The following is a 25,217-nucleotide window of genomic DNA, read 5'->3' on the forward strand; positions in this document are numbered from 1 at the left end:
GGGCGTCAACGGCCTGGAGCAGAGTCGCCTGCGAAGAACCGAAGGGCGCCTCACCCGTGGGCCGGGATTCCGGCCCTGCCGCGTACGACTGCCACACCGGCACGTCGGGACGCACGGGTGAGTCCGCGTCCTGTCGATCGTGTCTCCGGTCCGACCGGAGAAGAAGGAGCTGATGACCATGCGAGGCCTGCGTACCGCCGTCTCCGCCACCGCCGTCGCCGTACTTGGCGTGGGGATCTGTGCCGGAGTCGCCTCGGCCGCAACTTCCGTAGCCGGGGCGTGCCAGCCGGGGACGCTGAAGGTGACGGCTACCGACGCGGGCGGCAGCCAGGCGGGTATGAACCATGCCGGCACCTACCTGAAGGCCGTGAACACGGGGACGAGCAGTTGCACGTTCAGCGGGTACGCGGGCCTGGCGCTCGAGGGCGCCGGACACACCGCCCTCCCCACCAAGGCCCGGCACGGTGACACGTACTTCGCGCAGGACCCCGGCGTCCACAACGTCACCCTCAAGCCGGGCCACGCTGCCTACGCCGACCTCGTCTGGACCCACACCGGCGCTTCCACCGCGCACGCCAAGTACCTGCAGGTCTCCCCGACGGGCAGCAACGCGCACAGCGTCATACCGTTCGCCGAGGACGTGGACAACGGCACCCTGGCCCTGACCGCCTGGACCGCGAAGGCTCCCAGCGCCTCCTGATTCCCCACCCCCGCGGCAAGGAGACGGCCCGACGCCCGCAACGGCGTCGGGCCGTCTTTTTGCTGCCCGCATCGGTGTACGGCCCGTCAGCGGTTGTTGCTCATGAAGAGCATGCCCCCCGCCACCACCGTTGCGACGATCATCGCGAAGGCGATCTTCCAGGGGCTGTAGGGGCGGTCACCCGTCACCTCGCCCGTATCGGCGTTGACCACGACCTGCCACTGCTTGCCCTTGTAGACGTAGGACGCGAACCACACCGGCAGCAGCATCAGCTTGTACGTGACCGACGCGTAGTTGGTGTTGACCGAGTGCACCCGCTGCCGGTCACCGCCGATGTCCTTGCGGCAGTCCTCCTTGATGGCCTCGGCCATCCTGTGCGTCACGTACTGCCAGCCCGCCTCCGGTTCGACGTCGTAGCGGAGGGTCCGGAAGCCCGCCAGGTACTCCTCCTGGAACGGCACCGCCTGATGCAGCGGCCAGGGCTCGAGGTCCTTCAGCCGGTCGAGCCGGACGTGCGAGGTGCCGGGGGCGAGGACGTCGTCGAAGAACCGCTGGACCGTGCCGCTGGTCTGCTTCCAGCGCACCGACTGGCTGTCTCCGTTCTTGACGACCCTGCCGCGCTCGCCCGTGTAGGCGGACGCGGTCCAGGCGTCGTACGTCCAGTGCGGTACGTACGTCCCGTGCAGGCTCTCGGCCGAACTCACCTTCTTCAGGCTGTTCGGCGCGAACCAGCGGGACTTGGCCCAGGTACGCAGGTGGTCGTGCACGGCCCGCCGCTCGAGCCGGAACGGCACCAGGCCCTCGGGGACGATCCGGTCGGTCGCGGCGGAGGCCACCATGGGCGAGGCACAGAACTGGCAGCGGCCGGACAGCATGTCGGTCTCGTTGACGGCGCCACACCCGCTGCACGTCAGGGTCTGCCCGCCGGTCGCCCTCGGCTTGGGCGGGAGGGTGGCCAGCTCCTCCCAGGCGTGCTCCTGTATCTGGCGGTTGACGGGGGCGATGGGCTGCTCGAAGCGGCAGTGCGGGCAGCTCAGTACGTTCTTTCCCGGCGTGAACTCGGCGGTGGAACCACAGGCCGGGCATGCGTAGGACTGCTGCTGATAGGTCATGAGGTCAAAGCTCCTGGCAGTCGGTCACGCCTGCGGCGGCAGTGGCGGGGGAGTGGCGCGGAAGTGCGGGGCCAGCTCGGGGATCTCCTCCACCGGCTGCCACTCCGCCATGCCCTCGCGCCATGCGAGCATGCCGCGTCGCACCGCTCCGGAACGGATGTGGCCGGTGAACGTGGCGTGGTCGTACGGGCCCTGCTGCTGCCCGTCCACGGCTACGTGCCATTCGTGCTGCGCCTGGCCGGGCAGTGGCGGCGGAACGGCCGCGCCGGTGGACCCGGGTGCCGGGCCGGCGGGCGCGGGCTGCTGCCCGCCCTGCTGCGGCGCGAACGCCTGCGCCATCGTCTGACCGGCCGCCATGCCCAGGCCCAGACCGATGCCCTCTCCGGCACCACCGGGATTGTTCGCCGCGTCCCGCATCGCGTCCGCGGCCTGGAGGCGGGAGTAGTTGTCGACGTTCCCGATGATGCCCATGCGGCTGCGGGCGTCGATGGCCTGCTCGACCTCGGGCGGCAGCGAGACGTTCTCGATGACGAACTTGGGGACCGCGATGCCGTGCGCCGCCGACAACTCCTCGGTCAGCGCCTTGGCCAGTCTGTCGCCCAGCTCGGTCTGGCGAGCGGCGAGGTCGAGCATGGGAATCCCCGCGCTCGCCAGCAGTGTCCCGAGCCGCCCGACGATCAGCTGCCGCAGGAACTCCGCGACCTCTTCGGTGCGGAACTGCGGGTCGGTGCCGGCGAGCTCGGTCAGCAGCTTGGCGGGGTCGACCACCCGCGCCGCGTAGGCACCGAAGGCGCGCAGTCGCACCATGCCGAACTCCGGGTCCCGCACGGTGACAGGGCTCTGTGTCCCCCACTTCATGTCGGTGAACTGCCGGGTGGTGACGAAGTAGACCTCCGCCTTGAACGGCGAGTGGAAGCCGTACTTCCAGCCCTGCAGCGTCGACAGGATCGGCAGGTTCCCGGTCTCCAGCTCATAGGTGCCCGGCGCGAAGACATCCGCGATGCGACCCTGGTTCACGAAGACGGCTGCCTGCGACTCGCGTACGACGAGCCGAGCACCCATCTTGATCTCGTTCTCGTAGCGCGGGAAGCGCCAGACGATCGTGTCCCGACTGTCGTCTGTCCACTCGACGATGTCGATCAGTTCGCCGCGCATACGGTCCATGAAGCCCACGGGAAGGTCCCCCAATTCGCTCCGCCCATTCCAGCAGTACCGGCACGCGGCCTGTGGGGGAGTCCGTTCGTCAGTCCGTTCGTCAATGTGCCCGGGACATCTTAGGAGCGCGCTTCGGGGGAGTAGGGGGGCGGGGTGGCCGAGCGGCGCCCACCCGGTCCCGCCGGCCCGTACGGAGGCCGCTTCGACCGGGCCCGGCCCAGGAGTGGATGGACAAACCGGTTCAAGACCTAACAGGCGGAGGAGCTGGTACGGCCGGCGTCGCCCCAGCCCGTGCGGTTCGCGCCGGGGACGGACTGGAGTTCCTCCCGCACCGACATGTGCTCGCCAGGCTGCCGATCGAGAAGGTCACCGGCCGCTCGTTCGCGGGGCCAGATACAGCGGCTGATCCTGTGGGCCCCCGGACACCGGTCGCGTTGTGGGCCCCCGGACACCGGTCGCACTGTGGGCCCCCGGACACCGGTCGCACCGCACGTCGTGTATCCGCGCACTCGTGTCACAGGTAGTCGGCCCGATCGGACCGAGGTCCAAGCCGTGGCAGGGCACCGCTATGAAGACCGTCGGGTGGCTCTTCTTCCTCAACGCGAACGGTGCCGATACCTGGTGCACGGCCACGGCCACGGCCACGGCCACGGCCACTGCCGGGCCAAGTACATGCGGGCCACGGGTCGGATGCGTGGTTTCGTCATCCGCGTCGGTCGACGGCCTTCAAGTCGCCCAGTGCGGCACCGAGGTCGAGCTCGGTACGGCCACGGGTCTGGAAGCCCCGCTCGAACAGCTCTGCCGTGCGTTGCTGGGCGACCTCTCCCCGAACCAGCTGCTGGAACAGGGCGGCATCGGCGCGTACGTCGGCCGGAGTCGGCAGGCTGATGGCGTTGACGGCTGCCTTGGCTGCGATCAGTGCATCACGGGGGAAGGCTCCGAGGCGCGCGGCAAGGCCGGCTACGAACTCGTCCAGCTCGGCGTCGGGCACCGCGCGGTTGATCCATCCGTAGCGTTCGGCGAGTTCGGCATCGAAGTCGGCCGACGTCAGCACGGCTTCGAGCGCTCGGCCCCGGCCCAGCAGACGGGTGAGATGCTGGATCGCTCCCGCGCCGGGCGTGGTGCCGATGCCGACTTCGGGCTGGCCCAGGACGGCGTTCTCCCGGGAGGCGAAGCGCATGTCGCAGGCGAGGAGGAACTCGCTGCCCGCCCCCCGTGCTCGGCCGCGCAGCTTGGCGACAGTGACCACCGGGATCTCGCTGAGCCTCCGGAACAGCATTCCCAGGGAGGCGTCGCCCGGGCCTCCGGCTTTCGCGGCTTCAGCAGTGTATTCGGGCACTTTGGTCAGGTCGACGTGCGGGAAGAAGAAGTCGGGATCCGCGCTGCCGAAGACCACCACCCGTGGAGCCGTCGGTTGGGAAAGCTCCTCGAGCAGTCCGACCAGGTCGCGCACGACCCCGGGACCGATGAGGTTGATCGGCGGGGCATGGAAGGTGGCGAACAGGACGTCGCCGTCCAGCCTGGTGCTGATGGTCTCGTACGAGGCGGTCATGTTCTCTCTCCCTCTCGGCACTCATCACGGTCCGGTGGCAATCCCGGCTGCCGAAACCGGTGCTCCTCGAGCCACGGAACGACCGACGCGGAGATCTCCTACCACTGCCGCCGCTGGACGTACCACCTACCACCTACCACTCACCACCTGTCCGAGCCGGAGCTCAGCAGCGCTTCCGGGCGGAACATGACGTCGTCCACTGCGCTTCCAGGCGGAACATGACCTCGTCCACGGCCCGGAATCGACAGTCATGACATGGCTGCGGACGACTGCTTATGGCTGCCGACGGCTGTTTTCGGGCGGCCCCTCAGAGCCATCACCAAGATCGATGAGCAGAAGCAGCGCCGGGGTGCACACGGCATGGGCGACGAAAGTGCAGTCCGGGACGCGAATTGCGCGTAAGGGCGAATCTCCTTCAAGAGCGATCTGTACGCGATCCAGGAGCGATCTGTAGCGCGGTTGGGGTAGGGTGGCTAGCGGAGGTGAGCTCTGTGTCCATGGGGAACGAGCTGTTCGGCGCGGTCGATGCGCTGCTGGAGCAGGTCGCGCAGGACGACCTGCCGGGTCCTTCTGAGCGCAAGAGGCTGCGTGAGGCGGCGGGGCTGAGTCAGGCTCAGATCGCCGCCGCGCTGGGCGCGCGGCGCGAGGCGGTGGGCAACTGGGAGGCCGGCCGGACCGAGCCGCGGCCGCCGAAGCGCGCCGCCTACGCCCGGCTCCTCGAGGGGCTCGCCGCCCGCTTCCCCGCTCCCGGCGCCACCGCCCCGGCGCCGGACGCGGCGCCCGCCTCATTCGCCGACACCGGCGCCGACACCACACCAGAGCCAGAGCCGGAACCAGACCCAGACCCAGACCCAGAACCGAAGCCCGCTGCCGCGGAAGCACGGCCGGCAGCCACTCCTTCGGCCACCAGGCCGTCGACATCACGTCGCCCCGCCGCGAAGAAGGCCACCTCCAGGCCCGCTGCGACGCCGGCCGCCTTCGACGAGCGGTTCGCAAACGGTCCGCTCGGCGTGCTGGACGGCGACGGTTCGCTGTACTGCGTCGGCGGCCTGCTCCTGGACTGCCCCGCCAGGACCATCCCGGCGCTGGTCGACTGGACCCTGTCGGAGGCGCAGTTGGGCGCGGCGCGGCTGCACCCCTCGGGCAAGGACAGCGATCCGCTGATCGTGCTCACCGCCGCGGCCGCCGAACGGCTCGACCTGCCACTGGAGCTGGAAGACCGTCGCGGGCTGCGCCTGGCGGAGGACCACAAGGTCGTCAAGCAGCTCGCCCGCGCCAAGTGGCAGCTGACCAAGCGGGGCTTCGGCCCATGGGCCCGCATCTACCGGCCCGCCCAGGGCGGTCGGCGCCAGTGCGTGCAGCTCGCCGTCCTGCCCTGGGGCGCACTCGATGCACGGTCGTGGGGGAGCACCGACCAGCTGGAGCCTGCCGACATCGCCCGCGTGCTGGGCACCTACGCCGCCCGGGTCATCACCCCGCGCGGCTCCACCGCCGTGTCCGGTCTGGAGGCGATGACCGCGCTGCGGCCGCCGACCCGGGCCGTCAAGGACGAGTCGAACGGCAACTGGGTCTCCGGCCCGGTGCCCGGCTCGCTGACCGAGGCCGTCGACCCGGCCCCGGCGGAGGCCCCGGACGAACACCCGGTCGTCGCCGCCCTCCACCCCCGTGGTCACCAGCGCACCGCGGCCGAGGTGTTGGACGAGGAAGCCTACGAGTGGATCCGTGACCCGGAACTGCTCACCGACGCCGAGTGCGACCGGGCCTTCGCCGTCGGCATCGACGTGAACACCGCCTTCCTCGCCGCCGCCAACCGGCTCGTCGTCGGACTGTCCGCCCCGGTGCACGTGAAAGCTCCGACCTTCGACAAGAAGACGCCGGGCTCGTGGCTGGTGGACCTGTCCGGCATCGAGCCGGACCCGCGTCTGCCCAACCCCTTCACCCCCCACGGTACCCGGCCCGAAGGCCCGGCCTGGTACGCGACGCCGACCGTCGCCTACGCCCAGGAGCTCATCGACACCTACCGCCTCCCGACGCAGATCCGACCGCTGGAGGCATGGGTCCGCACCGAGTCCGGCCCGTACCTGGACCCCTGGTACAAGCGCATCAGCGAGGCGTACAAGGCGACGATGGCCGACCTCGGCGTCACCTCCGACCTGCCGGAGGCCGACTTCCTCGCGGCGATGGACCAGCACAAGGCCACCGACCCGGCCCTCGCAGCGGTACTCTCGGCGATCAAGTCGACGGTCAAGGGCGGCATCGGCAAACTCCGCGAGCGGCCCAAGAGCATCCGCCACAAGTTCGGCGAGCGGTGGCCGGCGCTGGAGCGGCCGACCTGGCGTCCCGACATCCGCGCCGCCGTCATCTCCGCCGCCCGCGTCAACATGCACCGCAAGGTCCTCAAGACGGCCCTCGCCACACAGCAGGGCCCGGCGCCGACGGGGAACCTGATGCTCGACCAGGACGTGCTGCTCCCGATCGCCCTGCTGTCGGACTGCGCCGTCTACCTCGCCGACGGGCCCGGCCCGCTGGACTTCCTGCCGCACACCGCCGACGGCAGGCCGGCCCCCGGCTCGTTCCGGCTCGGCGTCTCGCCTGGGATGGTCAAACACGAGGGCACCCAGGATCTGCTGTGGGCCGTGCAGATGCTCGATGAAGGCCACAACCCCGCCCGGCACATCAAGGGCACCGACGCCGCACTCGACGGAGAATAGGAGACCGACGTGGGAATCCTCGCCGACAGCATCGAGAAGGCCGCAGCCGCCACCGCTACCCGCCCGATCCCGAAGTCGGCCGGCCCGCAGGTGCGCTACCTGGTCAAGCAGCACAAAGGCTCCACCAAGGCCGTCGCCCAGCTCCTGGGCGTCTCGCAACGCACCGTGGAGCGGTACGTCAAAGACCAGATCCGCCGCCCCCGCCGCGCACTCGCCGCCCGCATAGAGCGCGAGGTCCGCAAGAGGTGGCAGCCCAAGGTGCGCCAGAAGGCCCAGCAGCGCGCCGCGGCCACCAGTGGGATCACCATCGAGACGCGGGCGCGCTTCGGGTTCACCGCGGCTCCCGGCACCACCGATGACGGGCGGATCCGGCTGATCACCCAGCACCTGCCCCCGCAGTTCGCGGCCCGGCTCTTCGACGCCCAGACCGCCGGCGCCACCGAGCAGCAGCTGCAGAACATCGCCGCCGAGGGCCTGCAGGAGATCTACTTCAAGGACCGCGGCCGCCGCGCCGACGGCCTCTTGGTCGAGTTCAGCGACATCGACTACGTGGAGCTCGACTTCTAGCCAGGCAGCATGCCCTGGAGCCCGGGGCCCGGGGCCTGGGGCCTGGTGTGACTGAGTGCTTCAGTCGGCGAGTGAGCACATGAGTCGGCGACTGGAGCTCTGGCTGAGCAGCGCATTCGTGGCGCGAGGCCGAGGCAGTTAGCCGCCGTGGAAACCCCAAGCGTCGAGGCCGCCGTACACGTGAGCTTCGAGGCATTGAGGTGTATCAAGGCCGACAGCCTCGCCCCGGTAAATGGCGACGAGAGAGTCCCTGCCGCGCCACCATGTGTCGGTCAGGCCCTGCGCTTCCCGAGCGTGCTACCCGCGGCGCCACCGACCTCGACCTCGGCCAGGGCGATGTGCCGTGGACGTGCCTGGCCGACCCGGCCTGTTTGCGCGCGGCGGGCGGACCTCAACTCCTGACGGCCTCGGCGATCTGCAGGGCTGCCTGGGAGGGCGTGAGATGCGTGGTGTCGATCACCTCGGCCTCGCCGTGCAGCCACGTGCGGGCCGCCTCGGCATAGGGCTCAAGGTATCTGAGACGGAATGCGGAGGGGCCAAGAAGAGTGTCCCCCTCGATGCGCCCACGGAGGGTGTCCTGGTCGGCGTGGAGGACGAAGTGCCGTACCGGAATGGCATGTTGGGCGAGTCCCGTGCTGATCTCGCGCCAGTACTGCTCGACCAGGACAGTCATGGGCATCACCAGAGTGCCGCCGGTGTAGTCGAGTACGCGGCGGGCGGTCTCGACCACGAGCGGTCGCCACGGCGGCCAGTGCTGGAAGTTGTCCGTCTCGGGCAGCCCCGGCGTGATGTCCATGAGTGTCTCGCCGACCTTCTCGGCGTCGAACACCCGTGAATCCGGGATCAGCTGCTGCACGAGCGCACTGGTCGTCGTCTTGCCTGCGCCGTGGGTGCCGTTGAGCCATACGATCATGGGACCCAACGCTAGCGCTGTGCGGGCCACGGGAACGGGCGCAGCAGAAATCCGGTACGGCTTCGGCGTTTCTCAGGGGCGGCGTCAACCATCAGGGTCAGGTGTCACCAATCTCGAAAGTCGCTATCGGTCGCGACGACTCGTCTGCCGTGGGCGCGGGGATCAGGCTCGGCCTGCATGTCATCACCGCCCAGCAATGGCGCATCCGTGAAAGGCGAGGGTGGCTCACCCCCTCCCCGCCACCGGGGCATGGTTCGTCCGGTCGGCGCTGACCGAGTCGTGCAGGTCGGGCGCATCACGCAAGGTTGCGGTATGAGCGCTCAGAACCCGGATCCCGACCCTCACCAGACTCCCGGCCTGCCGCAGGATGGCGGGGTCCCTCCGGGCGAGACGCCTCCGGCGGAGGAAAGCACCGGCTCGGAGACCGGCCCTCGCGGTGACCTGACGCGCGGGTGGGGCAAAGCGCCCCTGATCGTCATCGGCATCGTCGTTGCGGTGTTCGTGGTCTTCTTCATCGCTTACGCGGTGAGTGTCGCCCAATGATCGACACCCGGAACCGGATCGGCGGCCGCCTCCGCCAGGCGATGCGCCAGCCGCGGAGACGGGCTCAGCCATCACAGAACAAGGGCCGCCGGCCGATGCTGCCAGGCTCGGTGCGGGCGTGCGGGCGTGCAGGCGTGCGGGCGGGACGTCGTGGGCGGCGAGGCCGGGCCAGGTCGTGGGGGCGGTCCACGAGCGGGCCTCAGGGCTTCGTCGGCCGACGTTCGGGGGAGCGGCTCACCGCCGGCACACGCATCCGCCCCGTTCCCGCATGCGCCCGAGGCGGCCGCCGCCCCGTCGCCCCGCCGTTGCGCTGACGGCGGTTCAGGCGAGGCTGACCTCGGCCTCCGCCTCCTGAGCACCGCGTACCGTCTGCCGTGCGCTGCGCAGCAGCCAGAGCGCGCCCGCGCCGAGCAGCATGCTGCCGAGCAGGGCGAAGCGCAGGGGGGTCCCCATGCCCAGGCCGTGGACGAACCCGGCCCATACGTAGGTCAGCAGCGCACCGCCCGCGAGGGTCAGCCGATGGGCCGGACCCCAGCCCCGGCCGCGCGCCCAACGCACACACACCGCCACGGACACGCCGACCAGGACGAACCACGTCGCGCACAGCAGCCACGCCGGGAAGCCCTCGGGCAGCAGGTCGCGCGCCCAGTACAGACTGGTCATCCCGAACGCCGCCCAGCCCACGGTGCGAGGGCACGGGGCAGACGTGCCGCGACGTGGGGCGGTGCGGCGCCCTACGAAGAACGCGCCGACGGTCAGTGTCGCAACAGCCGTGGACGACCAGGCGAGTTGGGCGGGCGAGGCGACGAACCCTGTCCCCTCGATCTGGAACACGCACAGCAGGGCGATCCCCGCGGTGAACACCAAGGCGACGAGCGCCGTTCCGGTCCGGCCCAGCCACGGGCGGGGCGGGGACGTGGAGTCGAAGGCTTCGACGAGGGCGATGGGGACGCAGATGCTCCACACGGTGTGCACGGACAGCACGTCCTGGAGCATCTGGAGACTGGTGCCCAGGCCCGGCAGGTAGGTGCCGGAGTACGCCGCGCCGATGTCGAAACCGCCGTAGGAAGGATTCCACAGCATCATGTCGATCGGGCCCTCCTCCAAGAGGGCATAGGCCACGGCGAGCACGATGATCGTCGGCCAGGCGCGCCCGGCACGGCGGGCCGACTCCCGGATGAGCAGTGCGCCACCGCCGTACATGGGGGCGAACAGCAACAGCGCGAAGGGGCTGGTGATCGCCGTATTGCCGAGCAGGTACTCACCCACGAGCGGCGCCAGGAGGAACAGCGCCAGGGCACGGCGTCTGCCAGGGTGGCGTGCCATACGTCCGAACATGCCCCTCAGGCTACGGCCCCGGCGAACGGCCTCGGCGAACGGCTTCGGCAGGTACGGGCGACCGTCCCTTCTCCACTTTCGGATCGGCGTCCGCAGTTCGTCGTCGGATGCGCGGTGCCATCCGTCATGTCGTCCTTGCGGTGAGCGGTCCGCACGGTCGCCGAGAGCTACGACCGATCGCGTCCCGCGAAGTGGGGTAGCCGGTCACGGTCCGGGCACGCGGGGTGGTTGGCCCGGCGCTCGCGACCGACGTGCCACGCAGCTTCCGCATCCGCCGATCCGCCGAGGCGAGGAAGCGGCGTCGGGGTGACGAAGCAGCACAAGGGTGAGGAAGCAGCGCAGGGGTAGCGTTGCGGCATGACGCCAGCGCCGCCCCGGTTTCCGCCGTATCCGATCCGTGGCGTGCGCGTGCTGCATCAAAGGCAGAACTGCGCACCGCACTTCGCTGAGATCACAGTGGATTTCGAGCCCGCGGCCGAGGGCCTCACCCTCGAAGTGGCCGAGGGTCTGACGGTGGAGTACGAACCCGCCGAGGATCTGCCGCGCTTCTTCGACGCAGTCGCCGCGGGGATCCAGGAGCAGTTGAGCCTGCCCGAGCACGGTGTCGTGACCGCCGCCAAGGTGGTGCTGCGGCAGGCCCGTGCCGAGACATTCGGCTCCCACGAACTGGCGTTCAAAATTGCCGGCTATCTCGCCGCCCGCAAGGCTTTGGAGCACACGGTCGCGCCGCGCGTCTGAGGGGCGTCTCTGCCACTACGGCCTGCTGTCTGCCATACGGCGGCAGGTGAACAACGACCTGGAGCCGACCCCGTCCCTGTGTCCGCAAGGCGGAGTGCCGCTCGGCAGACGGTGGAGGTCTTGACGCAGCGGGCAGCGAGGCCGTGCCGCTGCTCGAGTGTGTCGATGCAGCACTCGACGGTGTTCCGCTGCTTGTCGGTGGTCTTGTCGAAGGTCGGTGGGCAGTCTCCGGCCCGTCAGGGGCCGACGGCGTCTCTGCGTCGGTAGGTGCCCTCGTGTGCCTGGGAGGAGTCCGACGCCGCAAGGCCGTACGGGGTGCACGAAGCACCCTCATGGGCCGACCGGATAGCCCTGATGCCGAGAGCCGACGGTCCGGGTGGGCGAGGCCTGCTCGGAGTGGTGTCCTGGTGCTGCACCCGGGCCCGGTAACTACCGTCCCGGACGCAGCACTTCGTTCAGGCCTCGGTGCGGGGTCGCGCGGCGTAGGCGCGGGCGCCTACCGCCCTACGAGCCGCACCGGCACCATCGGGTTACCGGCCGTGCCGCCAATCATCCTTTCCGAAGATCCAAGAGTACGAATCGTTGTCGGTGCTCACGACCTTCATGACCTGGTTGCCGACGCCCATCACATCGCCGGCGTGCTGGTCGGCCACAGCGGTGCCGGCGGAGCCGAGGAGGGCCGCCGAACCGAGAACAGCAGCAGCGAGAGCAGTGCGCATACGCATGAAACCTACCTACTTCCTGATACGAGAGAACCGGTCAGGATCTCGTTTCCCCGGCCCCACCCGCGGCTTTCGCTTTGCTTCAACAAACCCCCCAAACGAACGAGCTCAAAAGCAGGTACGCAAAGGACCACTGCACAGGACGCCTCCCAGCGTCCGGGACCCCGCCGCACCGGGTGACCCGTCTTCTCGCGGGCCAAGAAGTCCATGGCAGACCGCCGCCTGTGCCTCGCCATCGCCATCGTCACCGCTTCCCCCCGCCACCGCCGCCGCCGCGCGAATCCTCACCGCCCAGGTGGCGAGAACGACCGAGGCCCCGCTGCTTGGTCTGATGCACTGTGCAGCGTGGTCGGGTGTGGGTAGTCGGTCGTGTGCTGCGCGGTGTCCGGGCGACGGCTGCCTGGACAATCCCGGGGTGGGGGACTCGACGCTGGTCGATGACGTGCACTTCGTGTAGGTGTATGTGGCTTGTCGTGCAGGTATGGACGCCATGCGGCAAGCGGATGCAAGGGAAACGTTGACTGCTCGGAGCTGGCCGAGTGCATGCCGGGAAAGGGCCGAAGGGGAGGGGAGGCGTAAATCTTGGACGGGGAATTGCGTCAGGGGCGGCGGGCGGGTGCCGTGGAGCGTTCTGGTAAGAGATCCTGGGCGGAAGAGGTCGTGAGATGGCTGCAAGTGGTCGGCAAATCTTGAGCGCGCTTTCCCTCTACGGCGCAGTGGAGTGGATATGCGCGTCTTCGGGGCGACACCCGCTCGAGGGTTATATGCAATCCCCGCATGTCCCTTAGTGGCACTCCACTGCGTGATTCGCGTGGGCGCGCGGAGCCAGTTCTTGTCGGAATGGTCGAGATTCCACTCCTCTGCGGTGGGAGCATATTTCACCACAGTGGTGATCTGTTGTGAGCCAGATCCACATTGCCATTGCGAAATCGCCGAGCAACGGCGCCCGCTGCTCGGCCACATGCCTCCACGCCCCTGACGTCGCGTGCCCTTCGAGCGCGCGCAGGCAACGACAGACAGCCCCGGGCGCGATGACCGTTCTCACGCAGCCTGGGATGCCGAGGATCTGGCAGACCGAAGCCACTCAGCGCAGTACGGCCGCCAGCAGGTCGGCCCCCAGCGCCGTCAGATCCGGCAGATTCAAGGTATGACGGACGTAACGGCCGTGCCGCCGGGCCGTGAGCAGGCCCGCGCGGCGCAGGACGGCGAGGTGGCGGGAGACCTCCGGGGGCGAAAGTTCCCAGGCGTGGGCCAGCTCGCCGGTGGTGTGCGGGCCGCGGGCGAGGGTGCGCAGCAGCCGCAGCCGTACCGGATGTGCGAGTGCCTCCAGCCGGAGTGTGACCGTCTCCAGCGATACCGGCTCTGATGGACTCGGGTCGGCCACGGGATACTGCACCACCGGCTGCCATCCGGGCGCGTGAACCACCACCAGGTGCGGGCTGCCGAAGACACTGGGGATGAAGGTGACCCCGGTGCTGTGGGCGGCGGTCGCCTTGTCCTGCAGCTTGTCCACGATGACGCAGTCGCCGTCCGGTGCCAGGGTGACGGCGCCGGAGACCGCTGCGAGTGCTGCCCCGATGCCCTGGCGCTTCAGCAGGTCGTTCTTCAGGCGCAGGTCGGTGGCGAGCTGCACTGCGACGCCCGCCCAGGCGGCGTCGAAGAAGGCCTCGGCGCACTGTTCGAGGGTGTGGCGCACCCGCGCCCGCACAGCGGTCGGGTCCGCGAGCAGCCGTTCCGCGAAGGCCTCTTGCCGCGCGCCGCGGGCCTGGGCCAGGTCCAGGGCCCGCTCGCGCGCGGTCGCGTCGGTGAGCGGCGACGGCGCGGCGAGGTGAACCCGGTTGCCGCCGCACGTGGTGACGAGTGCGGCGGTCACATACGTTTCGTCGTCAATCCGGTCCACGTCGTCCAACTCCTCGGCGAGAGTCGGCCGGGGCCGGGCGGGGAGCAGGAAGTCGGCCTGTGAGGAACGCCAGAGGAACTCCGCCTCCCGCAACCGCTCGGCCAGCTCCGGCCGCAGCCCGGCCCAGACATCCCCGGCCCAGCCGGCGAGCTGCGGATGATGCCCGGGTTCCGCCAGCGCGTGCAGCATCGCGGTCAGCTCGGCCAGCGGGGAGGCGGCGAACCGCAGCCGCTCGGACGGCAGGCCGCTGATGTCGATCCGCAACGTCATCCCTTCATCATCGCTGACCGAATGGCCGGCGGCGGCGTCGGTTGGCGGTGTCCGTCAACCGACGGGCCCAGCCCGGCGGTCGAACGCACCGTTGCCGCCATGGCAACCACCACCAAGATCCGGCCTGGCGCCCTCATCCGCGCCTCCGGAGGCCCTCGCTATGCCGTCGCCCTGGCCGTGGACGCGCTCGGCACCGGCCTGCTGCGGCCCTTTCTGCTGCTCTACGGGGTGACGGTGCTGAGGCTGTCCGCGCCGGCCACCGGCATCGCCATGACGGTCGGCGTCGTCGTGGGTCTGGTGTGCATGCCCGCGGTGGGCCGGTGGCTGGACCGGGGCGCACGCAGTACGGTCGTGGCGGCGTCGATGCTGGTGCGGGTGCTGGGCGTGGCCCTGCTGCTGGCCACCCCGGTGGGGCACGTCTGGTTGTTCGCGACGGCGGCGCTCTTCCTCGGCATCGGCAACCAGGCATGGCCGGCCGCCCATGCAGCTCTCGTGGCCACGGTCTCCCACGGTCGGGAACGTGACACGGCTCTCGCGGGAGGCCGCGCCCTGCGCAACGCCGGCCTGGGCACGGGCGCGCTCCTCGCCACCGCATGCCTGGCGGGCGGCACCACTGCACTGCAGGCGCTGGCGGCCGTCACCGGGCTCGCCTATCTCGCTGCGGCGGCCTTGGCGTGGTCGGTCCATCTCCACGCGCATTCGGCCGCCACCCCGGCCAAGGACACGGCTGACGGGCCCGCACCTCGGATGCGCGCGCTGCTGGCCGCCAACGTGGTCTACGTCTTCTGCCTCAACGTCCCCGAAATCGCGCTCCCTCTGGTCCTGGTGACACAGTTGCACACCTCCCCGGTCTGGTCGGCTGCCATCTTCGTGGCCAACACGGTGCTGGTGGTCACCCTGCAGGTTCCGGTCACCGTCCTGATGTCCCGCTTCTCCCGGCGGACCGTGCTGGCACTCGCCGGCGTCGTACTCGCCGCGTCCTACCTCGGCTTCCTCGTGGCCACCTCACTGGGACACGGCTGGGGTGCCCCGGCCGTCGCCACGGTGTCCGTGTTCTGCACCATCGGCGAGATCATCTATGCCGGCAGCGCCACCGCGCTCGTCACCGCCCTCGCCCCGGCCCATGTACTGGGACGCGCCCTCGCCCGCTTCGAGCTCTCCACGGGCTTCGGTCTCGCCGTCTCCCCGGCGGTCATCACCGCTCTCGCACCCCACGGCTCGGCCGCCCTCTGGGGCAGCCTCGCCGCGGCGACGCTCCTCTCCGCCTCCGCGGTTGCCACCGAGAAGGATTGAGGAACACGGCCCAGCGGCCCCGGACTCCTCGCTCTGGACGCCGGTCCACGGCGCAAGGCAGCGGCGGCCTCTGCCGACACCTCGTCTCCTGGCGGTTGAACCCATCATGGGGCAGTCCGAGTGAACGGCTCCAGTTCGCCGAGGAGTTCCCAGGTCGCCGTTGACCATGTGGCCGACGTGGTGATGGTGCCGGCGGAGGACTTCGCGAAGAAGGACCTGTCGTCGCGGCCGGCCAAGGGGAACCGTGCGCCGATCCGCGAGGCGCTCGGCTCTGCCCCACGATCGGGCCGACACGGAGCGGCTGACGGCCCGACGGGTCGTCGACGGGTTGTGCCTGCTCGGGCCCGGCGTCCGCGCAGGTGGATCGGCCACGTCGAGCTCAGCGAGTTCGGCATGGCCCGGTTCGCGTTCCACCTGATGTACGACGGCCAGGAGTCCACTCTCAAGGTGTACGGGTCGCGGGGCTCGTCCCCGTCCACTGCGCCGGCTCGGCCTTGTCAGCCGCCCCGGCCTGCCCGCCGCAGAACACCTCCTTCAGGAGCTTCTCCAGGGCCTTCGGGAACTCCTGCGCCGGGTCGATCGCGGCGTCCCCCATGGTCACCGAGGCGATCAGGGTCCTCCTGCCGTCGGGGCGACGAACGCCTGGATGGCCTTCTGCAGCTCCGGGCGATTCTGCCCGATTTGTAGGCTGCGGGTCAGAGGCTGCGGGCGGTGATGTTGCCGTAGGCGGTGGTCGCGTGGATGTTCAGGCCGGTAGTGCCGTCGGTGTTCTTGAGCGCGTTGTGGATCCGGCCGTAGGAGGTGCCGGCGTCCAGGGAGGCGGAGACTCCGCGGGCGGCGCCGACCGAGATCTCGCCGGACTCGGTGCGCAGCGTGACGGTGCCGTGCACGGCCTCGGTGACGTGGATGTCGCCCTTTGCGGTGGTGATCTCGCCGGGTCCGCCCAGGCGGCCGACCGAGACGTCGCCGGCGAGGAGGGTGAGGCGGGCGCTCTCGGTCTCGTCGAGCTTGACCGAGCCGTGCGAGCCCTCGAAGGCGACGTCGCCGAGCCGTCCGACGCCCCGGAGTTCGGCGCTGGCCGCCTTGGCCGCGATGCGGGAGCCGGCGGGTAGCTGGACGGTGACCTCGAGGGATCCGGAAGCGCCTCGGATCGGGTTCTTCGCCGCCGGGGTCTCGATCCGCAGGACGCCGTCGCCGTAGACGACCGTGGTCTGCTCCGCCGTCTTCACGTCGCGGCTCTTGGAGGCGTCCGCGGGCAGGACCTCGACCGTGGTGTCGGCCCGGTCGGCGGCGATGAACCGGATGCGTCCCGCGGGGATGTCGAGGACGGCGGAGACCGGGGCGGGGGTGTCGAACTTCTGCATCGTGCGCTCCTTCGAGTGGTTGTTTCTGATGAAGGAAACGCTATGTTGCCTTCGCGTATCTAGCAACGAGCTTGTTGCATGGAATGGGAATTGGTGCAGCTCAGAGCCAATATATCGTTGCAATGATATGTGATTTAACGCAACATTCCGAGCTCTCTTCGTTGCAATGAAATGGAGGTGAAGGCTATGGTGGGCGCACCACGGACCACGAAGGAGACCGCGATGCCGGGAGGCAGGCTCACTCAGCCCGAACGTCAGCAGATCGCGCTGGGACTGGCCGACGGCCTCGCGTACGCGGAGATCGCCAGACGCCTCGAGCGTCCGACTTCGACGATCACGCGTGAGGTGATGCGCAACGGCGGCCCCACCGCCTACCGTGCCGACCTCGCCCATCGCGCCACCGAACACCGCGCCCGCCGCAGGCAGACCGCACCCCGGGACGCGAAGGCGCACCCGCAGGCCTACGGACGCGACGCCGAGGCGGTCCGCGCGTACGAGGAGGTGTTCACCACGGTCCTCATACAGTCGGGCATGCCCAAGATGATGGGCCGGGTGCTGGCCTGCCTCACCCTCACCGACGCGGGCAGCCTCACCGCGTCCGAACTCGTCCAGCGCCTCCAGGTCAGCCCGGCGTCCGTCTCCAAGGCGATCGCGTTCCTCGAGAGCCAGGGCCTCGTCCGCAGGGAACGCGACGAACGCCGCCGCGAGCGCTACGTCGTCGACGACGATGTCTGGTACGAGTCGATGATGGCCAGCGCCCGCGCCACCGCCCACCTTGTCGAGATTGCACGGCAGGGCGTCGGCATCCTCGGCCCCCCTACCCCGGCCGCCATCCGCCTCGAGAACATCGCCCGCTTCGCCGACTTCGTCTCCGAGAGCATCGCCCGCGCCGCGAACCAGGCACGCGACATCCTCCACACGAAACCCGAAACCACGCCGGACGGCACCACCGAGCCACATACCGATCGCGAATAGACATCATGCTGCACTGATCAAGGGGCAGCTACCGGGGTGAGACGCTTCCCGTCCCGCAGGGCCGGGGCCGGGGCCGGGGCCGGGGCCGGGCCGGGGCCGGTGCGCTGCGCGCTACCCGAGCGCCGCTTCGGTGCGGGTGGCGAAGTCCAACACGGCGCGGGCGCTGAGGGACCAGGCTTGGGCGGTGGGACGGTGCAGGGTCTGGACGAGCAGCACCGAACCGTGGGGGAGTGGTTCGATCGTCAGCCGCCGTGCCACCTGCCAGGTGTGATTCCAGTCGGGCCCGGCCGTGGAGGGCGTCAGCGCACGGGCGATGTCGACCAACTCGGTGTCCCTGTTCAGGCAGTTCGCTGTTGCGAGGTCTCCTTCGAAGAGGGCGGGGGCGGAGCCGCCGGCCGCGCTCAGTTCGACGTGTGAGGGAACCGGTGGCGCCAGGGGCACCGCGTAGAGGAGGTGGCTCAGCCCGAGGCTTCGACGGATTCCCGAGCGTCCGCTCAGGACCGAAGCACGCAGTTCGAAGGGTCTGGGTGCAAGGGCATCGATGTGGATGAAGCAGTGCGTTGGTGCCGGCATTCCACTGAACCGCTCGCGCGGCGGGAGCAGACTCCCGGCCGGTACGCCGGTGCTCTCCGCCGCCAAGGTGGCGGCCAACGGCGTTTCTGCAAGAGCAAGTTCGTCCTGCAGTGCTCCGGCGATATCGGCGGCAACCCTCTCCGGATATGCGTTTCGGCCGGTCCAGATCGCAGCGGGCATAGCGGCGGTCTCCTCGCTTCGTCAGGAAAGTCCGGCGGCTTCCTGGCGGACTTGCGCTGCCTGGCGCTCTTCCCCCATGGACGTCAGCAGTTCGCTCAGACGCCCCAGCGCCGCCCTTAGCTCCGCCTGGAATCGCCCCGGTCGGACCCGGGTGAGCTCACGCCAGAGATCGACGGCCTCCCTGCCCTGCGCCAGCGCTTCCGCGCGCCGGCTCTGAGCGGCCAACTCATCGCGGCTGCTGTCCAATTGCCGGGCCCGACGCAGCAGCGCCTGCGTGCGATCTTCGACCGGGGCCGGCGCGGCGGCCTCCTCCCGGGCGACCCTCCGCCTGCGTACGACCACGCTGATATATCCCACCAGGGCGATCAGCGCTCCGGTGATGATGGCAGAAACCAGCTTGTGCAAGAGATCGTTCACAGGACCACCCGTTCACTCAATGAGAACGCGCACCTACGGATGCGCGTGAAGGACGCAGAGGCGCGACTGGCTGTTCGGCACCTTGCCTGCCAACTGTCGTGGGAGACACTGAAATGTCGATGAAACCTCGATCATGGTCACAGTGGGAGGTGCCGGAATGAACGGAGGTCCTTCCGAACACCTACGGATCGCAGCGCTCGGGCCGTGCGGGCCTGGTGTGCCGGGGCGTCGTCGAATCCGGGTTCGGTGCGGCGGCGGGCGGTGCCGACTGCCCTGCTGGTCTGACGGCACGTGCCCGGCCCACATGACGGGCCCACCGCCCATTGCACGCATGTCCCGGGGCCGATGAACTCTCCATCGGCCCCGGGACATGCACGATCGACAAGCGGCCTTGTGTGGCCGGGGGATGTCGAACGCTTCCACCGCACCCTGCTCGACGAATGGGCCCACCGGGCCCACCACCAGCCCTACACCTCAGAAAACGAACGACAGGCAGCGCTCACCGACTGGCCGAACTGGCCGAACTGGCCGGACTGGCACAACTTCCACCGACCCGACCCGACCCGACTCGACACCGGCATCCACGGCCACACCCCAGTCAGCCGCTTCACCAACCTGCCCCACAGCACATGTGGGCTGTCCAGGCCGACGCCGACCGGTAAGGCCCGCCCCGAAGGACTCGGCGAACGGGAAGCACGTTCACCACCGCCAAGGGACTCGGCTTGCCGGGCCGTGCAACTGCGCAGGAAACGGCTCAGAGGACCACGACCCGGCGCCCGCGCGTGTGACCAGCCTGGCTGTCGATGTGCGCCGCCGCGGCCTCGGCGAGTGTGTACGACCTCTCGACCGGGATGTGGAGCTTTCCCCGCGAGATGAGGCCGGCGGCCTCGGCGAGCGCTTCCGACATGTTCCCGGCCACGCCCGAGAAGCGGACACCGAGGTCCGGCGCGGCGAGATCGGCGATGGAGATCACCTTCTGCGGATCCCCGGTCAGCTCGACGAGTTCGCGAAGCACGCCCGAGCCGGCCAGATCGAGGGCTGCGTCGACATGGCCGAGCTGCCGCACCCGCTCGACCCAGCCCTCGCCGTACGTGGTGGCGACGGCGCCCAGGCTCCGCAGATAGTCCTGGTTCGCGGCTCCGGCCGTGCCGATCACCGTGATGCCGCGGTCGCGGGCGATCTGCAGCACCGCAGATCCGACTCCCCCGGACGCACCGCTGGCCAGCAGCGTCTGCCCGGACTGCACACCGACCTGGCGGATGATGCGCAGAGCGGTCTCCACCACGGAGGGGTATCCGGCCGCCTCTTCGAACGTCAGCCCCTCTGGTACACGGGCCCAGGCCGACAGCACGGCGAACTCGGCATAGGTGCTCGACCCTTCGCCGAACACGCGGTCGCCGACCTCGACCCCTGCGACGCCCTCGCCGACCTCGTCCACCACTCCGGAGGCGTCCTGCCCGACTCCGGCGGGCAACTCGAGCGGATGGGCCTTCTGGAACTGGCCTTCACGGATCCTCCAGTCGACGGCGTTCACGCCCGCCGCCCGCACGGCGATGCGTACCTGGCCGGGGCCCGCGTGGGGCTCCTCGGTGTCTACGAGTTGCAGAACGTCCGGACCGCCGAACTCGGCGAAGCTCACTCTCTTCATGCGGTCGACCGTAACACTAACGGTTAGTTTTTAAGATCTGCTCCACTTTTGTATCTGATAGTTTCAGGCCATGACCATGCCGTCCGGACGCCGTGAGCGTAAGAAGGCCGCGACCCGCCAGAAGATCGCTGACACCGCCCTGCGGCTCTTCCTGGAACGCGGGTACGACGCGGTGGGCATCCGTGACGTGGCCGCTGAGGCCGACGTAGCCGTCACCACGCTCTTCTCCCACTTCGCCTCGAAAGAGGCCCTGGTGTTCGAGCAGGACCAAGACTTCGAGCAACGCCTCACGCAGGCGGCCACCGGCCGGGCGTCGCACGAGTCGCTCATCCCTGCCCTGCGTCGCGAGATCCAGGCCCTGGTGCGACATTGCACGGCGGACAGCGCTGCCCCGATCTGGCGCATGGTCGACGCATCACCTGCCCTGCGGAAGTACGAGGAGTCGATGAGGCTGCGCCATGCCGAGTCGCTGGCAACGGCCATCGCCACCGATCCCGACCTGTCACAGACCACAACGGCCTGCCGTACGATCGCGAGGTTCGCGATCGACGCCTATTCGCTGGCCCGCGAGGCGGCCGATCCGGAGGCCGCGGTGGACGAGATCTTCCGGATGATCGAGGCGGCCTGGGAGGCCACCTGCCCTTAGTTTCAACCGTGGGAACTGTTGGAGCCGTTGGCCCTTCCGGGATGTGGGTGGCGCGACGACGACACGGCCACGGCTGAACCGTCCACGACCTGCTGCGCCGGCAGGCTCACTTGAGAGCAGGAAGCGGCGCCAGGACGCGAGGACCCACCGCCGTCGTCCTGGACTCCCAGACCGAGCGGGCTTCGATGAACGCGCCGAAGGGCAGGACCGGGCGGGGCTCGGCCGGTCCCGGTCTTGCGAGGCATGCGTCCTGCGAGGCCGCCCGCGCCGTTCACGGGGCGCATGCCTCGGCGATCGACAGGCTGTCCTCGTAGAGGTGATGCCGGGTGATCCGGCCGTCCTCGACGGTGAGGTGCAGCGCGAACGGGCCCTCGAAGGGCTTTCCCGTCGCGCGTACGGTCCCCCACACGTGCCCCATCAGAACGGCGTCGGTGCCGTCGACGAGGAGGGTTTCGACACTGGCGCCCGCGTCCTCGGGCACGGTGTGCTCCATCAACTCCGTGAACTGGGCGGCGCATTCGGCAGCGGTGGAGCGCGGGCGGATCCATGGGACGGCGGGGTTCTCGGCGAGCAGCCAGTCGACTTCGTCGGTGAAGAGCGCCACGAGTCGACCCGTGTCCCCGGCCACCCGGGCGGCAAGGAACTGCTGGACTACGTCCCGGGTGGCCCCGGCGACGGAACTTGCTGTGGTGGCCGAAGTCGCTGTGGTCACCGAAGTCGCTGTGGTGGCCGAACTCTCCGTGGCGGCAGTGGACTTGACGGACATGGCGCTCTCCTCGCGGCTGCTGCCGGATCCCGACGGGGGTTCCCGTCGACGTGCTTGATCCTGCCGGGGGAGGGGAGCGTGGTCGATTACGCCGGGGGTAATGGAGTGATGGCCCCGGCCGCTACGTTGCGGCTGGTGTCCGAGCTAGGAGTTGGGCCCCTCTGCGGGGTTGGGGTCAGCGATCCGGTGGATGCGGTGTTCGGCGACGAGCGCACTTGGGAATCCGTGGGTTGACGGACCGGGTCCGGCAGGTTCATCTGCCGGACCCGGCGATGTCAGCCGTTCATGGCCGCCCAGAACTCCTCGAAGGACATCTGGCGGTCGCCGTTGGTGTCGAGTGAGTCGATCAGTTCCTGGGCCTGCGCTTGGGTGATCTGCGAGCCCTCCAACTCCGCCACGACCTTCCGGTATTCCTCCGCGGTGACCTGGCCGTCCCCGTCGATGTCGTAGCGCTCGAAGACCTTCCGCGCCGCCGTCTCCACGATGTCTGCCATGTGCTCCGCCCTTCTGCGATCTTCGCTTGCGGGCTCAGGCTATCCGTCCGCTCGGGACGACGCGGGCGCACCCCACCTGCCTGGTTGTTGTGTGCCGGGTGTTCCAAGGCCCTGGCTCCCGCTCCTGAAGGCATGAGCGTTGGACAGGTTCGGTGTTGCGTCCTGCGGGGCCGTTGTGGGTCGTCCTTTGAACCCGAGGTGTGTCGTAGGGGTGGATCTCCCTGCCATGGCTTTTGTCCCACCATGAGGTTGATCTGCAGTCCCTGGTGGCCTGTCCGGGTGTCCGGCACAACGGACTCCTCCACCGGCGGTGCCTGTGTCGTGCCGGGGTGCCGGGGTGCCGGGGTGCCGGGGTGGCGGGGTGGCGGGGTGGCGGGGTGGCGGTGTGGCGGTGTGGCGGTGTGGCGGTGTTCGGGAAGCGTCCGCGGGCGGGGTGTCCGGGTGGGTGATCGCCGGGGCGCCGCGCGTCGGACGTCTGGGATCATGGCGGGATGACTGAGGCCCCTGTGGAGCGGCGACCCGAGGTTCATATCGTGCAGGTGGATATCCTTGGGGCCGACGTGTTGGCCCTCGTGGTGCGATGTTTGGCGACCACCCGGCTGGGCGCCCGCTTTCACTGTGTGAGCCGGCACGGCAGGCGTTGACCTGACCGTGACGGAGATCCGTCGCTGTCCCCGGTGACGGTCACTGAAGTGGACCCGCCCCACGCTGCGCGCATCGTTCTCACCGGCGTGGGCGCAAGCGATCACCGGCTCCAGGCTCACGGCGTCCTGCGGGGCATCAACCCAGCTGCCTGATCCAGCCGCCCTCCGCAAGTGGAACGGGGCCTGCCCGTATTGGGCGGCCATCCCGGCCGGGCACCGGCCGCTCGGATGGCTCTCACGCATCAGACTTGGGCACCGGATGCTGAACAGCTCGGCGTTGCCCCCGGCCCTCACCGACATCAGCGCCGGGTCGCTGGGGCGGGAGCTGATCGACGATGTGGGCCCGCTGCCGATGCGGGTGTGGTCTGAGGTCGGAGCCGTAGTCGAGGCTCGTGGGCCCACTCGCGTGGAGCGAGTGGGCCCACGGTGTTGTCGTGTCCCTCTCCGGCTGGGTGCTGTGATGAGGGACTGACCGGCGATCTGTCAGGCAGGGCCAAGGAAGTGCGCCTATCCGTCGATCTCGCCGGCCTGGTGGGCGACCTCCTGGAGGGAGGCGACCTTGGCGGCACGCACGGTGCGTGGGTCGAGGTTCAGGCCGGCCTTGTCCGTGTGCTCGCGTCGCCTGGGCCGCGTCGCCGGCGCCGGCGGTGTGCTGCATTCGACGGGAGCCCGTCAGTCGGGCCGGTGGGGCTACTCATGGGGCGTCAGATCATCAGCAGTAGCCGCGTGTGCGGTACCAGCTTCCGGTTCACGCTGGTGCTCTGCACGAAGATCGTGAAGTCGTCGTTGTGGTCCGGCTTGACGCGGACTTCCGTGTCCGGCAAGCCGAGCAGGGCTCGGGCCTCCGGCCCCGTGTACACCCGGTCCGTCTTCTTCTCCAGCACCGCAATCTGCTTGCGCGCCTGGATCTTCTCCGACTTGCTCAGCTGATAGAACGCACAACCGGTACGGAAAGTGTGCCCGCATTCGATGACCCAGTCCCGGATCGCCGCGTCGCGAGCCACCGGAATCAGCTGGTATTCGGACGGTTTCACCGGGGTGAGGCCGGCTGCCTCTATGGCGTCCTTGTTGACAGCTTCGGCACCCGTGGAGAACACCGCCCGTGATCCTCGGATGCCTTGGGCGCGGCCCACCAAGAAGCTCTCGGTCGCCTGCTGGATGACCTGCCCGGCCTCCTCCAGGCCCTGTGTGCTCGTGGCGTCCCAGATGGCGATGTTGTCCTTCGGGAAACCGCACTGCATGGCCTCGCGCTTGCCCATCTGGTCCGGCACAAGGACGGCCAGCGTCCAGTTGTCCTCCTGCGTTGCGATCATCTTGGCCACGGCCTGCACCAGTTCCCGCGGATCCCTGGCAGGGGCATCCACGCAGCGGTGACTTGCGTTCTCCTGCCCGTCGGTCAGGACGAACGTCAGGAAGCTGTGGTCGCCGTAGAGTTGAGCGGTCTGGGCCAGCTCCCGCTGTGACTTCAGCGTGGCCGCCAGCAGGGCCGTCATTCCACCCACCTGGTACAGCTGCTTCAGGGACGGCATCCGCAGCACGTCCTTGTCGTAGATGACGCACTCCACCTTGTCGGCGAAGACATACACCGTGACGCGGGTTTCCTGGTCCAGTTCCTTCGATCGGCGGGCCAGATATGCAATCTGCTGGTCGGCGACGTCGACGACCTTGCGGCTCAGGTGTGTCATGGACGAACTGGCATCCAACACAAGAGCAACGTGATTGATGTAGTTCTGGGCTCCGGACATGTTCGCTCCCCCTTGTTCCGACTCGATGCACTCATCGTCGCACCCACCACTGACAATCGATCTTGGAGTTCAGGTTGGCTGCAGACACGGGGCCGGACTTTCCGCGCGGAAGCATCCCGGGCTGGGGTGTGTCGGCCAAGTCCCGCCTGGCCCGCGGCGTCTGGCGCGCAGCCTCGCTGCGTTGTCGGGGGCGTCCACGTAGACCACTACGAGGACACCCCTGCGTCTTGCGATGTGCCGCACCCGAGGCC

General features: G+C 69.3%; 23 protein-coding genes and 1 pseudogene. 9 read left to right on the top strand and 15 right to left on the bottom strand.

From position 1 onward, the window contains the following. Positions 1–172 precede the first annotated feature (172 nt). Complete coding sequence (locus ACGFML_RS36230; protein WP_393549934.1) at positions 173–700, top strand: DUF4232 domain-containing protein; 528 nt, start codon at positions 173–175, stop codon at positions 698–700. 86 nt (positions 701–786) lie between these two features. On the opposite strand, the gene ACGFML_RS36235 is transcribed toward ACGFML_RS36230, so the two are convergent. The 3 genes from ACGFML_RS36235 to ACGFML_RS36245 all read right to left on the bottom strand — a co-directional run bounded on the left by ACGFML_RS36235 (position 787) and on the right by ACGFML_RS36245 (position 4,519). Next, the gene (locus tag ACGFML_RS36235) at positions 787–1,812 is read right to left on the bottom strand and encodes a hypothetical protein (RefSeq protein WP_393549935.1); all 1,026 of its coding nucleotides are present in this window, start codon (positions 1,810–1,812) and stop codon (positions 787–789) included. Between the two features lie 24 nt (positions 1,813–1,836). Further along, a complete protein-coding gene (locus tag ACGFML_RS36240) occupies positions 1,837–2,976 on the bottom strand; it encodes an SPFH domain-containing protein (protein ID WP_393549936.1) in 1,140 nt (379 codons plus the stop codon). 694 nt (positions 2,977–3,670) lie between these two features. Further along, positions 3,671–4,519 carry an enoyl-CoA hydratase/isomerase family protein gene (locus ACGFML_RS36245; protein ID WP_393549937.1) on the bottom strand — a complete coding sequence of 283 codons (849 nt, stop codon included), beginning with the start codon at positions 4,517–4,519 and terminating at the stop codon, positions 3,671–3,673. A gap of 497 nt (positions 4,520–5,016) precedes the next feature. Between ACGFML_RS36245 and tap the strand changes: the two genes are divergently transcribed. Continuing rightward, positions 5,017–7,230 (top strand): telomere-associated protein Tap, encoded by a 2,214-nt coding sequence (tap, locus tag ACGFML_RS36250; RefSeq protein WP_393549988.1) that lies wholly within the window; start codon positions 5,017–5,019, stop codon positions 7,228–7,230. Between the two features lie 9 nt (positions 7,231–7,239). After that, complete coding sequence (gene tpg / locus ACGFML_RS36255) at positions 7,240–7,797, top strand: telomere-protecting terminal protein Tpg (protein ID WP_393549938.1); 558 nt, start codon at positions 7,240–7,242, stop codon at positions 7,795–7,797. Between the two features lie 391 nt (positions 7,798–8,188). Here tpg and ACGFML_RS36260 read toward each other — a convergent pair whose 3' ends face one another. Then, positions 8,189–8,710 (bottom strand): ATP-binding protein, encoded by a 522-nt coding sequence (locus tag ACGFML_RS36260; RefSeq protein WP_393549939.1) that lies wholly within the window; start codon positions 8,708–8,710, stop codon positions 8,189–8,191. Positions 8,711–9,022: 312 nt separating this feature from the next. On the opposite strand from ACGFML_RS36260, the gene ACGFML_RS36265 reads away from it, so the two are divergent. Beyond that, positions 9,023–9,253, top strand: coding sequence for a DUF6480 family protein (locus ACGFML_RS36265; RefSeq protein ID WP_393549940.1), 231 nt, complete (start codon positions 9,023–9,025; stop codon positions 9,251–9,253). A 321-nt stretch (positions 9,254–9,574) separates the two neighbouring features. On the opposite strand, the gene ACGFML_RS36270 is transcribed toward ACGFML_RS36265, so the two are convergent. After that, complete coding sequence (locus ACGFML_RS36270; protein ID WP_393549941.1) at positions 9,575–10,579, bottom strand: hypothetical protein; 1,005 nt, start codon at positions 10,577–10,579, stop codon at positions 9,575–9,577. A gap of 369 nt (positions 10,580–10,948) precedes the next feature. On the opposite strand from ACGFML_RS36270, the gene ACGFML_RS36275 reads away from it, so the two are divergent. Continuing rightward, positions 10,949–11,329 carry a hypothetical protein gene (locus tag ACGFML_RS36275; RefSeq protein ID WP_393549942.1) on the top strand — a complete coding sequence of 127 codons (381 nt, stop codon included), beginning with the start codon at positions 10,949–10,951 and terminating at the stop codon, positions 11,327–11,329. Positions 11,330–11,859: 530 nt separating this feature from the next. Here the strand turns inward: ACGFML_RS36275 and ACGFML_RS36280 are convergent. Together ACGFML_RS36280 and ACGFML_RS36285 are read right to left on the bottom strand one after the other, a co-directional pair. Next, complete coding sequence (locus ACGFML_RS36280; protein WP_393549943.1) at positions 11,860–12,048, bottom strand: hypothetical protein; 189 nt, start codon at positions 12,046–12,048, stop codon at positions 11,860–11,862. Between the two features lie 1,087 nt (positions 12,049–13,135). Continuing rightward, the gene (locus ACGFML_RS36285; RefSeq protein ID WP_393549944.1) at positions 13,136–14,221 is read right to left on the bottom strand and encodes a DUF5937 family protein; all 1,086 of its coding nucleotides are present in this window, start codon (positions 14,219–14,221) and stop codon (positions 13,136–13,138) included. A 99-nt stretch (positions 14,222–14,320) separates the two neighbouring features. Here ACGFML_RS36285 and ACGFML_RS36290 point away from each other — a divergent pair, with 99 nt between their 5' ends. Beyond that, entirely contained in the window at positions 14,321–15,514 is a 1,194-nt protein-coding gene (locus ACGFML_RS36290; RefSeq protein ID WP_393549945.1) for an MFS transporter, read from the top strand. Between the two features lie 442 nt (positions 15,515–15,956). Here ACGFML_RS36290 and ACGFML_RS36295 read toward each other — a convergent pair whose 3' ends face one another. Further along, a complete protein-coding gene (locus ACGFML_RS36295) occupies positions 15,957–16,115 on the bottom strand; it encodes a hypothetical protein (protein ID WP_393549946.1) in 159 nt (52 codons plus the stop codon). A gap of 94 nt (positions 16,116–16,209) precedes the next feature. Next, entirely contained in the window at positions 16,210–16,878 is a 669-nt protein-coding gene (locus tag ACGFML_RS36300) for a DUF4097 family beta strand repeat-containing protein (RefSeq protein WP_393549947.1), read from the bottom strand. 222 nt (positions 16,879–17,100) lie between these two features. Here ACGFML_RS36300 and ACGFML_RS36305 point away from each other — a divergent pair, with 222 nt between their 5' ends. Beyond that, on the top strand, positions 17,101–17,853 hold the full coding sequence (locus tag ACGFML_RS36305) for a helix-turn-helix domain-containing protein (protein WP_393549948.1): 753 nt from the start codon (positions 17,101–17,103) through the stop codon (positions 17,851–17,853). 111 nt (positions 17,854–17,964) lie between these two features. Here ACGFML_RS36305 and ACGFML_RS36310 read toward each other — a convergent pair whose 3' ends face one another. Then, positions 17,965–18,294, bottom strand: coding sequence for a hypothetical protein (locus ACGFML_RS36310; RefSeq protein ID WP_393549949.1), 330 nt, complete (start codon positions 18,292–18,294; stop codon positions 17,965–17,967). Positions 18,295–18,627: 333 nt separating this feature from the next. Next, a complete protein-coding gene (locus ACGFML_RS36315; protein WP_393549950.1) occupies positions 18,628–19,023 on the bottom strand; it encodes a hypothetical protein in 396 nt (131 codons plus the stop codon). 402 nt (positions 19,024–19,425) lie between these two features. Here ACGFML_RS36315 and ACGFML_RS36320 point away from each other — a divergent pair. Next, positions 19,426–19,641: pseudogene (locus ACGFML_RS36320) on the top strand (hypothetical protein); the annotation flags it as partial. A gap of 136 nt (positions 19,642–19,777) precedes the next feature. Here the strand turns inward: ACGFML_RS36320 and ACGFML_RS36325 are convergent. After that, a complete protein-coding gene (locus ACGFML_RS36325) occupies positions 19,778–20,671 on the bottom strand; it encodes an NADP-dependent oxidoreductase (RefSeq protein ID WP_393549951.1) in 894 nt (297 codons plus the stop codon). Between the two features lie 70 nt (positions 20,672–20,741). On the opposite strand from ACGFML_RS36325, the gene ACGFML_RS36330 reads away from it, so the two are divergent. Beyond that, positions 20,742–21,317: a TetR/AcrR family transcriptional regulator gene (locus ACGFML_RS36330; RefSeq protein ID WP_393549952.1), complete on the top strand. Its 576-nt coding sequence runs from the start codon at positions 20,742–20,744 to the stop codon at positions 21,315–21,317. Positions 21,318–21,588: 271 nt separating this feature from the next. Here ACGFML_RS36330 and ACGFML_RS36335 read toward each other — a convergent pair whose 3' ends face one another. The 3 genes from ACGFML_RS36335 to ACGFML_RS36345 form a co-directional block, all read right to left on the bottom strand. Continuing rightward, the gene (locus ACGFML_RS36335) at positions 21,589–22,083 is read right to left on the bottom strand and encodes a nuclear transport factor 2 family protein (RefSeq protein WP_393549953.1); all 495 of its coding nucleotides are present in this window, start codon (positions 22,081–22,083) and stop codon (positions 21,589–21,591) included. A 275-nt stretch (positions 22,084–22,358) separates the two neighbouring features. After that, positions 22,359–22,577, bottom strand: coding sequence for an EF-hand domain-containing protein (locus tag ACGFML_RS36340; RefSeq protein ID WP_393549954.1), 219 nt, complete (start codon positions 22,575–22,577; stop codon positions 22,359–22,361). A 1,348-nt stretch (positions 22,578–23,925) separates the two neighbouring features. Further along, positions 23,926–24,966 (bottom strand): vWA domain-containing protein, encoded by a 1,041-nt coding sequence (locus ACGFML_RS36345; RefSeq protein ID WP_393549955.1) that lies wholly within the window; start codon positions 24,964–24,966, stop codon positions 23,926–23,928. Between the last annotated feature and the right edge of the window lie 251 nt (positions 24,967–25,217).

The organism is Streptomyces sp. NPDC048650, from assembly GCF_043199095.1.
Lineage (GTDB): Bacteria > Actinomycetota > Actinomycetes > Streptomycetales > Streptomycetaceae > Streptomyces.